Source organism: Virgibacillus proomii, assembly GCF_900162615.1.
GTDB lineage: Bacteria > Bacillota > Bacilli > Bacillales > Amphibacillaceae > Virgibacillus > Virgibacillus proomii.
The window spans coordinates 360,358-371,795 of sequence record NZ_FUFN01000008.1; the positions used below are offsets into that span (position 1 = coordinate 360,358).

An 11,438-nucleotide genomic window follows, 5' to 3' on the forward strand; every position below is an offset into this window, starting at 1 on the left:
GCCTTGGAAAAACTTCTGCTTTTTTCGAACTTTTTTACAATGAATTTGGTCATGTACTCATAAATATAAGCTTTCACCTATAACCAGTAATCGGGGTCCGACATTCTTATTTCTTCCACGACATCATCTAAATCAGAGGGTGTAATGATATAAATATCGTTTTCATTCATCATTTGCTTGGCAGCTTCATAAAAAAAATGCGTACTACCGGGGTATTCTTGATCCATTAATATTAAACACGCATCACTTTTATCAGTTAACCACATATTTTTTGTTTTAAATTGATAGGCTCCTCTATATTCACCTTGATAGATTGGTTTATAGAAATCTGCGGTAGCTATAATTGCTTGATATTTCTCCTGAAGTTGCTCCGGCCAGCGACTATCCTGATTCTCAAACGGTGGAAAAACCCCTAATTTAACTTCATATGTCTCTTGTAATTCTAATACTGCTTCCGCAGCCCACAACTCAACACCCATCTGTCCAGAAATCAGCACCCATTCTACTCCTGCTTCAATTAATGGAATAAGTCTTTTTTCAAGAGCAGCTTTAATATATGTAATCCGTTCATCCTCTTCATTGAAAATATTGATCTCCATCGGTTTATAGCCTGTTACAGTTAATATTTTCATATTGGTTCTCCCTTTCTAAACCTTCATTTTCTATTATAGAATACAATCGTTTCCTTAAACATTAAAGTAACAAAACAGTTTCCTTCATGATAAATAAAAAGCTGACATATCATATGCCAGCTTCTATCTTAAGTTTATCGCCATTTATGTGGATGTTTGCAATGTTTTGGCTTGTGACAGTCGTATCCCATTCCTGGTGCCATTGCTCCCGCTACCTGTCCTGGTCCGTATCCTGGCGCCATTGCTCCTGCTACTTGACCTGCACCATAACCCGGTGCCATTGCTCCTCCTACTTGTGGAGGAACATTGTAAGAACCTCCATACACGTCTACACAGCTATTCGTATTTTGCACTGAGGTCGAATGTGGAAATACATGCTTATTTATCGTAGTATGGTGATTGTGAACAGTTGTGTGAGATGGATGAATATGCTCTACTACATCTTCGCTACATTGTTTAACACAATTATATTTTGTAGGATGAACAACTTTCGGTGGATAACCACAATATCCGTGATGATGTCTCATAAAAATTCCCCTTTCCTATGATTGGTACACTAATAACCTATGGCAAGTAACTAATTTTTGTATATGGCAATCACCTATGAAGCGGGATAATTCTTTTTTTCTGTCTCTTTCTACTTCATTATAAGAAACAAGTGCATTATCATCTTGAAAAGTTGTACCACAGTTTTTTTAGACGATAAAACACTGCGATTAGAAGCTCCTATGCATATACTTCTATTACATTCATAAATGTTTTCAACGGTAACAACTTCTATCCAAAATTTTATAAACTTTCTAATCACCAAAGCAAGCACGAAAATTGTTCACTTGCTTTAGCCAATGATTCCTGTCTTTTTTCCATAAAGAAGCAACTGCTCAAATGGATCTCCTTCTAAACCTAATAGCTTACAAAAACAAGCCTCTGTGTTCATTCCTTCCTGCTTTAAGCGGATAACTTCTTTCTTTAATGCCGGGTTTTGTTTTATTAAATGGTCTTCAATTACCATATGGAGATAAGCATTCTGTTGATCAACGGCCTGCTTTTGTCCAAACAGTTCAAATATAAATGTATGAAACTGAAAATTTGCCTTTATTACTTCTTGATCTCTGATTCTCTTTCTTTTTATGATGAAATCTGGAAAACCACTGTAAAAACGTCTTATATCTGATTCTAACTTATCTAAATGAAACGCTTGTAAAATAATATCTAAGTCGGAATCCTCTATATAAAGTGAAACTTCATTCAGTAGGGATTTTCCTTCTTCCCCTACTGAATGTTAGTTGAACGAATCGGGAATTTAGGTGCCGTTATCTCCCACTTGGACTTCTTCGTATTTTCCACAATTCTTGAAGTGGGGTCTTACGGCACCTTACATTCGGGATAGATAGCTAGTGGATAAGTACCACATAAAACGGGATGATAATGTTGTAAATCGTTTAAAATATGTAACTGAAGAATTGTTTTATATGCTTCTTGCTGTCTAATGTCTCCTGTTCGCAAACGCTCAATAGAATGAATCATTTTCTATCACCTTCTTGATAAAACCTGTACATCTATGTACCACGTTGAAATGCTGAGCGAATCATTTCTTCATTCTTTCCAGTGTAATGCGCCCATGCCTGAACAGGCTGAAGTTCTGGCAGTTTACTTGTTAAATTCATAACTTCTTGACTACCTTCAAGAAAAACGTGTAAATAAGAAAGAAAAGGGGTAAAACCATTTCTTCTATACCAATTTAATACCCAAGGATCATCTCTGGTCCATGCTTCTAAATAAGCTAAACCTTTTTCCAAAGCAATTGTCTCTACTTTTTTTAATAATCGCCAAGCAATTCCTTTCGTTGATAATCGGGATGGACAGCAAGATACCAAATCATTCCGCCACACTTATTATTATTTCCAGTACAGACCGAATTTGGCTCTGATTCATACTCAACATCAATTAAACCAAATACTCTATTATCTTTTATAGCCACCAACTCAATAGCAAGACTATCATACTGCTCTTTTTTTTGAAAAACATTGTCATAGTAAGCAGTGTCTAAATATGCTAAAACTCGGCACTCCAGCCAACTTTTTTCATAAGCAGATGTGTACGCTTTTATTTTCATACGTTTCCCCTTTGTCATTCGTTCTTAATTTGCTTGATTCTGCTCTTTTAGCAAATCTCTAATTTCTCTGAGCAATTCCTCTTGTGGATTGACCTCTGGCTCTTGTTCTACAGTTCCCTCCTTTTTCTCCCGTTTAAACTTCATTACTAAACGAATAAATAAGAAAATAGACCCGGAAATAATAAAGAAATCAATAATCGACTGAATAAACAGTCCATAATTTATCTCGGCTTCCCCAACGTTATGAGACAAATGACTAAAATCAATCCCATTCATTAAAATTCCGATGAGTGGTGTAATTATATTTTCAACTAGCGATGTAACAATTGCACTAAAAGCTGTACCAATTACAACTGCAACAGCTAAGTCAACTACATTTCCTTTAAACGCAAATTCTTTAAAGTCTTTCCACATACAAAGCAACCCCTTATAAAATGGTATATATTAAATAATAACAAAATTACATTAACATGTGTGTGCAAAAAGAAGATACATAAAATTCATTTTAGGAGTGGTTTTCTCCTTGATCGGTAGTAAAAACAATCATTTAGAAAGCCGTTTTTCTCTTAAGATCGTCGTCAGTAAAAAATGGTTGAATTAGAGAAATAGGGGGAAATTTTTACAGAAACATCTTCTATACTAAGTTGTCTATTCTATGATGAAATTCCCTGTGTCATTTTACCCAACTTTTTGAACATCCTCTAATACATTTAAAAACAATTTACATATCTGGTTTATAAAAAAATTGCTTGCATTAACAAAGATATACCTCTAAAAGCAAATTCTCCCACATCCATACGGTACGGGAGAATTTATGAAGACTTGTTCCACTACAATTTTCATTATTTGCCTTTTGTCTAAAGCCCATGATGTGGATTATGCTTTTGTCCAGCATGATTGGCTGTTTTTACTTTTTTAGAACCACTTAACGGTTCACCATATGGTTGGTTAGGGCTTTCCGGCAAGTTCGGATGCTCCTGCTGCTTAAGTCCTTTCGGTTTACCCAAAAAAATCCCTCCTATCATGCATTTGTATCAGTTTTTGTAATTATTATCCCATTTATTCGTTCTATAGCGAGGTTGTAAAATTGACTCAACATAGCTTTAATCAGGAGCATTCTTTCTAGAAGGAAATTAATTTAGCAAGTAAACAAGTGACACACTCTTTTTGTATGAAAAAATCCAGATAAAGGCTCTACCCTTATCTGGATTTTTCTTATTTTTCATAAGCAACGGTTAATGCAGTGACGATTTGCTTTTTTCGTGAAACAACGCCCTTTAGTAATGCGCGACTACGCTCGTCAAGGTTTATCCCAAAGGCATTCTCCACCTTTGATTTACCATTTCCTAAAGCAAGTACCTCAGAATCATTATTTAAAATATCTGTCACAACAAACAAGAATAAGTCGAGATCCTTTTTCTGAATATGATTAGTAATTTCCTTTTCAATCTCAGCTTGTTGTTGATAAATTTTTTCTGTATCAACAGCATTTACTTGCGCAATTTCTACTTTTGCATTTCCCATGGAAAATTCTTTCGCATCCATTGTGATTAATTCTGATACAGGCTTATCACTTAAATCCGCCCCAGCCTTTAGCATTTCAAGACCATATTTCTCCACATCAATTCCAGCAATTTTCCCTAATTCATGAGCTGCATCAATATCTTCATTTGTACAAGTTGGCGATTTGAATAATAGAGAATCGGAAATAATTGCAGATACTAATAATCCTGCAATTTTTTTCGGAACTTCTATGCTGTTTTCTCTATAGATTTTATTTATAATCGTTGCGGTACATCCTACAGGTTCTGCGCGAAAGTATAGCGGATCACTTGTTTCAAAATTAGAAATTCTGTGGTGATCGACAACTTCCTTAATGTGAACATCTTTAATATTTGCTACACTTTGCTGGAACTCATTATGATCCACAAGAATAACCTCTGTACCTTCCTCTACCTTCTCCATATATGGTGGCGCCTCTACTTCAAAATAGTCAAGCGCATACTGTGTTTCTTTGTTAACGTTGCCTAATCTAACCGCTTCAGCATCCACACCTAATTTTTGCTTTAAATCTGCATAGGCTATTGCTGAACAGATTGCATCCGTATCTGGATTTTTATGTCCAAAAATCACTGTTTTTGCCATGATCATTTCTCCTTTTATTAGCTTTTATAACTATTAGCTTATCAAAATTCATGCCAATTGAGTAGCATTTTAATGAATTTAACATCATGTTAATTGGTAAATCATTTACTTTTTTTTAGATTATTTTTATCATGGTATTAGTGTCTCGATTGGAGGAAAAGGATCAATGATTTTAAAAAAATGCACCATGACATCCATGAATTTACGGGTAGTGAATGGAAGATGAAAAAAAAGATAATTATCATTGGAAGTGGAATCGCAGGAGCTTCAACTGCTTATTTTCTCGCTAAAAATAAACAGGATGTTACCATTATCGATCGTGATGACCCTGGACAAGCTACAAATGCTGCAGCAGGCATTGTTTGTCCTTGGCTCTCTCAGCGAAGAAATAAAGACTGGTACCAGCTTGTGAAGGCTGGCGCGCGCATGTATCCTAAGTTAGTAAAATCACTTGCCCGAGACGGGTTGACAGACATCGGTTATCATCAGGTCGGCGCACTGCATCTGCATCAAGATCAGGAAAAATTACAAGCAATGAAGGTACGAGCTGAAAAACGAAGATTAGATGCTCCTGAAATAGGTGATATTGGCATACTGACTCCACAGGAGACAAAGAATAAATTCCCAATTTTAGAGGATAAATACAGTTCTATTTATGTAAGCGGAGCAGCTAGAGTAAATGGTCGGAAACTTCGCGATGCATTAATTAAAGGTGCACAAAATCATCATGCACAACGAATGAAGGGAGCAGCAACATTAAAGGTATCCGGTAAAACAATCACTGGTGTGGTCGTTGATAATAGGCAAGAAATAACAGCAGATACTGTCATTGCCACAACCGGTGCTTGGATGAGAGAGCTATTAACACCATTGGGGATTACCTTTCGAATAGAACCTCAGCGCGCACAAATTTTACATGTACAACTTCCAGATAATATAGGAGATACGTCATTATGGCCTGTCGTAAAGCCCCCAAATAACCAATACATGCTTACCTTTCCTGACAAGCGTGTTGTACTTGGAGCTACTTACGAAAACAATATAAATCTTGATTATCGAATTACCGTTGGTGGTATGCATGAAATTATGACAAAAGCAATGGAAATCGCTCCGGCTTTGCAAGAAGCTGCAATTATTGAAGCTAGAATGGGATTTCGTCCAGTTACACCTGGGTATCTTCCTGTCATTGGCCGTCTACCGGGTTTTCATGGTCTGCTTTTAACAAACGGTCTTGGTTCAACCGGTTTAACGATGGGACCATTTATCGGCTTGCAGTTAGCTAAACTGGCAATGAATCAGCAGACAGATATCGATCTGCAAGCTTATGATGTGCAAAAAGCGATGGATTAGGCGTAGAAAAATCATAAGGATCTATTACAAGAGAAAGCTGTATAAAAATGAAGCCATAGCCAGCGTCACAGAGCGCTGGCTATGGCATTTCATCAGACTTTTTGAACTTCTTCTAAAAAGATATACTTAGGAAAAAACAGTGCTAAGCATAATTAACTATCTTCGAACCCCATTAATTTATCCCTTATCCAAGGGCATAAGACTCTCGCTTTAAGAGTTAAGCAAACACGATCTTAGTGAGATAAAGGTACCTATTGCTCATTGTCGAGTCTACGGTTACAGGATGGAAAGGCTTTTGTAGTTATGCACGTGCTTTATTCTCGTTATATCCAGCTTCTAATTCCATAACTTTAACACGAAGTCTTCCATAGGTAAATTGGAAGATGGGACTTTGAATAAATGTAAAAACAAACGTAAATAAAAAAACAGGTCCGCCTAATATTAAACCAAGCAGTAACACAAAGGTCTCTGTAATGATCCGCACTTTACCGACGGACGCCGATAATTTATCTGAAATAGACAGCATAAAACCATCTCTCGGTCCAGAACCAACATTGGCGGCATTATAAACTCCCCCGCCTACTCCCATAATCATAATACCGATAATCATCCACACATAATCCATCCATGTATGGGAAGCGGTTGGTAAAAAATCAAGGAACAAATAAATATCGACAAAAATACCAACTAAAATCGCATTGAAAAAAGTGCCTAGCTTAATATACCTTTTATCAAGTATCCAGGACACACCAATTAATAAAATAGAAATAATAATTGCCCATGACCCGATGGATAATCCCAGCTTTTCATACAATGCAACATTGAGTACGTCCCAAGGATGGATACCGAGATGTTGCATGTTGATAGACATACTTACGCCAAGACTAAATGCCATAATTCCAAATAAAAATATTAGCCAGCGCATTACCAACATCACAGCTATTCCTTCTTTCTAAATATGATAAAAACAAACTATCTATTCCTTGTCGGTAGGGGATTACGCCTTAATACAAAGAAAATTAGAATTATTACACTAAGAGAATAACTTTTCTGACAAATATAAACCTTTAAATATGAAACATATTCTGCTTCTCACTGCTTTTTCATTGAGGTAAATGGCATAACTTCGAGACTTAGACAGCTTAGACATCTGCTTGTAAATTGTACCACTTTAATGCTTGCTGCTCCACTTCCTTAACAAAATTGTTTTTCCCTTGAATATATGCTGCTATATCATTTGGATATTGAGCTGCTAGCTTGAGCTTTAATTTGCCATATTTTTCAGCTGTTTCGGGATGAGTGATTAAATAATCTCTAAATGCAAGATGCCGCTTAACCTCATCACTGTCTTTTTGAAATATATGAACATGATGCGTATGTTCATCTTCACCTTTATAAAAGTATCTTCTACCTTTAAGCCCATACTCTCCTAAAAAAATGTATCCCAGAGTTTCCATATCTTTTATAAAGAGATCAACTTGCCAAATTGAGATTACGACTGGCATCATATCTATCGTCGGTTTAGCAGCTAATCCTGGAACTGCTGTACTACCAATATGGTGGATTGTAATCAATTCCTCCTTAAAAACTTCTTGTACCCGTTCCGCTTCTTGCAAAAATGTTTTCTTCCACTCTGTTTGAAAGGGAGTAACGATTACCTTCCGCATGTTTTCTGTCTCCTCTCTCTAACTGGTTTGCCAGAAAATGAAACTTCATGAAGTAGTGCTTTTCCTTCTTCCCCTACTGCTAGAAATAGAACAAAAGCTAACATCTTGGGCGTCCTTGAAAAATCGCGATGTGTCGCTGTCGTAGCTTTTCTTACCCTTGAAAAATCCGATGTATAGCTGTCGAAGCTTTCCTTGTCTTTGAAAAAGAAAAGCACTTTTTCTTCCGTCGGGCGCCTATCAAGCAGTCTCCTCGATTCTATCATCTTGAACAATCGGAATTTAGGTGACGTTATCTCCATTTAAACTTCTTTATATTCTTTAAAACTCTTGAAGTTATGGCACGTTCAGGGTAAAAGATAAAGAGACTCCTATTTATCCAGAGTCTCACCTAAAACTATTACTGCTTTTTTTCCTGTTTAAATGTTTCAAAATAAGCATCCAAAATACCTTGCCCGATGGTAAAGTTAATTGGGTGTTTTCCAGTAGCAATCCCTGTATGAGGTACAATAATTGCAAACGCCATTTCTGGATCATCATAAGGAGCATACCCAACTAATGATAAATTCTCTGTATTAGCTTTCATTTCCCCATCTACATAATAGGCATTTTCAGCCGTCCCCGTTTTCCCTGCGGCTTTATATTTGCGATACTTCGCTGTCCCAAAATAGTTCACTGCGGTACCCCGAGGCTCGTTATAAACTTGTCTGAATCCTTCCTGTACCCGCTTTATATGGGATAAATCCATATCTACTCGGTTCAACACTTCTGTCCCTTGGCTGCGATAAACAGATCCCAATCTGTCATCTGTCATGGATGGATTTCGTATCTCTTTCACCAACTGCGGTCGAACCCGATAGCCATCATTAGCAATCGTCGAAACATATTGAACTAATTGCAATGTCGTGTAATTATCAAACTGACCAATCGCATAGTCCATTAACAGACCGGGGTTAAATGGTTTTTTACCAATAACTCCAATGGATTCATATGGATAATCAATTCTTGTCTTTGCTCCAAGACCAAATTGTTGAAAATAACTACGCATTTTATCCCAAGCAGCCAAATCAAATCGAGCACCACTTCCATTAGGGAAAGGGTATCTATTTTCTCCTCCCATTTTGAGCGCAATGTAAAACATGTAGACGTTGGAAGACCGTCTTAATGCCAGATAATCATTGACAGGTCCTAGATTACTATAGGAACCTTTTGGTGGACTTCCCTTAATAGTAATGGTTTGGTCATTAAAAACTTGTCCTGGTACAATCACTCCCGATTCATACCCGGCTAGTACAGTCGCTCCTTTAATAGCTGACCCCGGCAAATGAGCATCGTGAAATGCTTTATACCCTGTATCGATAAATTTATTTTTTTTCCTGTCATAGGTTTGCCCGCTTACTGCTAATAGTTCGCCTGTCTTTGGATTCATGACCACTGCAATCGCATCTGTCAAATAGCGATGTTGATAAGGATGTTTTTGAATCATTTTCTTTAATTCATTTCTTAAAACGTTATCGACCTTTTTTTGAAATTCCATATTAATTGTTAAAATAAGGTCTTTTCCTGCCTCTCCTTCAACAGCTATTTCAGAGCCCACTGTTGTGCCGTCTTTTGTTGTTGTATATTGAATTACTTCTTTTCTTCCGCGTAGTACATCTTCATAGTATTCCTCTAATCCACTAATACCAACACGATCATTACGGCTATAGCCTCTGGTCATAAAGTGTTCCTGTTTATCTTTCGGTATACCTTGTTTTTCTGAAGTTATAGTACCGACTAAATTTTGAAATGTTTGTTTAAATGGATATTCACGGTCCCAATCGGCTATCGCATTAATACCAGGTAAATCATTTAAGTTTTCTGAAACTGTTGCATATTCTTCTGGAGATACATCTTCATTTTTAATAATATGGGGTGTTAGCGCATAAGCCTTATCCAGTTCTTTTTTAATGGCAATGATCTTTTTTTCCTGATCTGAAAAATTGCTGATTTCTTTATCTGTAATCCTTTCTAAGGCAAGGTTGTATTCTTCGGTATCATCCAGTTTTTCTTTTTCCTTTTTAGATAGTCTTTCTACTACTTTCTTCTTGTTTTTCAAGTAAAAATACTCTTTCTTATCCCGTTCAGAAATCTTATTCGTTTTCATCGAAATAAAAGGTGCTAATTTTTTAGCAACTTTTAATCGATCTTCAGCTTGTATCCCTTTTGCAGGAGTATATGTAATTGCATATAAAGGAGTATTACCAACTACAAGCTTATGATCACGATCATAAATTTTACCTCGAGGAACTGGGACTTTCGTTGTTTCTCTTATCGTTCGATCAATTTCTTTTTGAAAAGCTTCCCCTTTAAGAATTTGAACAACCCCTAATTGAAGTACTAAAAGAGAGAACATGATAAACATGATAAAAAACAACAGATTTAAACGAAATGGCAGCTTCTCCCTGTTTTCTTTTTTTGATTTTTTGATCACTGAACCCCCCTTATAAAAATAAAGTGAAACTTCATTCAGTAGGAATTTTATTCCATCTCCTACTGAATGTTAGTACCACAAGGGTATGACCTAAAGGCCCTTAAACGAATCGGGCATTTAGGTGCCGTTTTCTCCCACTTAAACCTTTTGTATCAACTCAAGATTTTGAAGTGGGAGTCTTACGGCACCTTACATGCGGGATGAATGTATTCAGGGTGTTAGACAAGCAAACTACTGAATACATTTCATTTATCTCTACTTGTTTCATTTAAAAAAGAAACTTTATTTGCGAAGATGTTTTCCTGAACACCCCTACACTTAAAAAATAGGATTTTCACGACATCAAATCAACCCTTGTGGGAAAATTTTATACTTTCTTAACATACGAAAAAGAGCACGGTGAATTTCAGTAAAAATGAAGCAGGACTTTATAGCTAGAAATAATTACCACGTGCACTACACATTAAATAGATAATACCATTTTTTAGCTATAAGCGGCAACCAAATATTTCCTATACTTCACAACTCATAAATTAGAAAAACCAATGATGGAATTATAGTAATATACTTCATCTTTTAAAAAATGCGTTTTTATTGGATTTTGCAACGTCTTTTTACCAATTCCTATCCAATTATACTGACTATTACTACTGTTATTTATTCTATGTTTTTAGATAAAATGATTATAAATATTATAAAACTTATCACAAAAACGAAAATCTTAAAGTTTAACTCCGCCTCTCGAACTTCAACGCATTGTATTTGCCAGTGTTAGCATTGAAAAAAGATGCCTGGATCTTAGCCCTTTTTATCCCCCTTTTGCACCCGTTCCATAAAGTACTTTTGTTCACCTATATAAGCAGCTAGGTTTATCTTGGATTTTAAGTCTTTAAATATCTTATTTATAAATTGTTTACACAATGATAGTTTGTGAATTATATCACTAAAAATTTTAATAATATTTTAATTTATATATATGACTTTTCATTTGCTTTGACTTACTAAAACGATCATTTAAAAACCAAGGTAGTTCTTCCCTGCATACGTCCTGTACAAAA

The 11,438-nt window shown here is 36.0% G+C and carries 11 protein-coding genes and 1 pseudogene; 1 reads left to right on the top strand and 11 read right to left on the bottom strand.

Going from position 1 to position 11,438, the window contains the following annotated elements; genetic code table 11:
* Nucleotides 1-77 precede the first annotated feature (77 nt).
* From BN1066_RS02540 to BN1066_RS02570, 8 genes and pseudogenes are all read right to left on the bottom strand, one after another.
* Nucleotides 78-632: an SLOG family protein gene (locus BN1066_RS02540; protein ID WP_077317951.1), complete on the bottom strand. Its 555-nt coding sequence runs from the start codon at nt 630-632 to the stop codon at nt 78-80.
* A gap of 134 nt (nt 633-766) precedes the next feature.
* Nucleotides 767-1,159 carry a CotD family spore coat protein gene (locus tag BN1066_RS02545; RefSeq protein WP_077317952.1) on the bottom strand — a complete coding sequence of 131 codons (393 nt, stop codon included), beginning with the start codon at nt 1,157-1,159 and terminating at the stop codon, nt 767-769.
* 311 nt (nt 1,160-1,470) lie between these two features.
* Nucleotides 1,471-1,884 (bottom strand): DUF4269 domain-containing protein, encoded by a 414-nt coding sequence (locus BN1066_RS02550; RefSeq protein ID WP_077317953.1) that lies wholly within the window; start codon nt 1,882-1,884, stop codon nt 1,471-1,473.
* A gap of 113 nt (nt 1,885-1,997) precedes the next feature.
* Complete coding sequence (locus tag BN1066_RS20075) at nt 1,998-2,159, bottom strand: hypothetical protein (RefSeq protein ID WP_179104269.1); 162 nt, start codon at nt 2,157-2,159, stop codon at nt 1,998-2,000.
* A pseudogene (locus BN1066_RS02555) lies at nt 2,143-2,748 on the bottom strand (GNAT family N-acetyltransferase). The gene BN1066_RS20075 and the pseudogene BN1066_RS02555 overlap by 17 nt, the downstream one beginning before the upstream one ends.
* 24 nt (nt 2,749-2,772) lie before the next feature.
* Nucleotides 2,773-3,162: a large conductance mechanosensitive channel protein MscL gene (gene mscL, locus BN1066_RS02560; protein WP_077317954.1), complete on the bottom strand. Its 390-nt coding sequence runs from the start codon at nt 3,160-3,162 to the stop codon at nt 2,773-2,775.
* 443 nt (nt 3,163-3,605) lie between these two features.
* Nucleotides 3,606-3,755, bottom strand: coding sequence for a small acid-soluble spore protein P (locus BN1066_RS02565; protein ID WP_077317955.1), 150 nt, complete (start codon nt 3,753-3,755; stop codon nt 3,606-3,608).
* 208 nt (nt 3,756-3,963) lie between these two features.
* Nucleotides 3,964-4,893 carry a manganese-dependent inorganic pyrophosphatase gene (locus BN1066_RS02570; protein ID WP_077317956.1) on the bottom strand — a complete coding sequence of 310 codons (930 nt, stop codon included), beginning with the start codon at nt 4,891-4,893 and terminating at the stop codon, nt 3,964-3,966.
* Between the two features lie 222 nt (nt 4,894-5,115).
* Between BN1066_RS02570 and BN1066_RS02575 the strand changes: the two genes are divergently transcribed.
* Nucleotides 5,116-6,243, top strand: a complete 1,128-nt coding sequence (locus BN1066_RS02575; RefSeq protein ID WP_077317979.1) for an NAD(P)/FAD-dependent oxidoreductase — start codon at nt 5,116-5,118, stop codon at nt 6,241-6,243.
* 301 nt (nt 6,244-6,544) lie between these two features.
* On the opposite strand, the gene BN1066_RS02580 is transcribed toward BN1066_RS02575, so the two are convergent.
* The 3 genes from BN1066_RS02580 to BN1066_RS02595 all read right to left on the bottom strand — a co-directional run bounded on the left by BN1066_RS02580 (nt 6,545) and on the right by BN1066_RS02595 (nt 10,380).
* On the bottom strand, nt 6,545-7,177 hold the full coding sequence (locus BN1066_RS02580; RefSeq protein WP_342745587.1) for a YczE/YyaS/YitT family protein: 633 nt from the start codon (nt 7,175-7,177) through the stop codon (nt 6,545-6,547).
* 208 nt (nt 7,178-7,385) lie between these two features.
* Nucleotides 7,386-7,910, bottom strand: a complete 525-nt coding sequence (locus BN1066_RS02585; protein ID WP_077317958.1) for a GrpB family protein — start codon at nt 7,908-7,910, stop codon at nt 7,386-7,388.
* Nucleotides 7,911-8,307: 397 nt separating this feature from the next.
* A complete protein-coding gene (locus tag BN1066_RS02595; protein WP_342745586.1) occupies nt 8,308-10,380 on the bottom strand; it encodes a peptidoglycan D,D-transpeptidase FtsI family protein in 2,073 nt (690 codons plus the stop codon).
* Between the last annotated feature and the right edge of the window lie 1,058 nt (nt 10,381-11,438).

What these genes read in the sequence shown, in the direction of transcription:
- mscL (WP_077317954.1), bottom strand. Translation starts at nt 3,162, where the DNA reads ATGTGGAAAGACTTTAAAGAATTTGCGTTTAAAGGAAATGTAGTTGAC.
- BN1066_RS02545 (WP_077317952.1), bottom strand. Translation starts at nt 1,159, where the DNA reads ATGAGACATCATCACGGATATTGTGGTTATCCACCGAAAGTTGTTCAT.
- BN1066_RS02575 (WP_077317979.1), top strand. Translation starts at nt 5,116, where the DNA reads ATGAAAAAAAAGATAATTATCATTGGAAGTGGAATCGCAGGAGCTTCA.
- BN1066_RS02540 (WP_077317951.1), bottom strand. Translation starts at nt 632, where the DNA reads ATGAAAATATTAACTGTAACAGGCTATAAACCGATGGAGATCAATATT.
- BN1066_RS02585 (WP_077317958.1), bottom strand. Translation starts at nt 7,910, where the DNA reads ATGCGGAAGGTAATCGTTACTCCCTTTCAAACAGAGTGGAAGAAAACA.
- BN1066_RS02580 (WP_342745587.1), bottom strand. Translation starts at nt 7,177, where the DNA reads ATGTTGGTAATGCGCTGGCTAATATTTTTATTTGGAATTATGGCATTT.
- BN1066_RS02570 (WP_077317956.1), bottom strand. Translation starts at nt 4,893, where the DNA reads ATGGCAAAAACAGTGATTTTTGGACATAAAAATCCAGATACGGATGCA.
- BN1066_RS20075 (WP_179104269.1), bottom strand. Translation starts at nt 2,159, where the DNA reads ATGATTCATTCTATTGAGCGTTTGCGAACAGGAGACATTAGACAGCAA.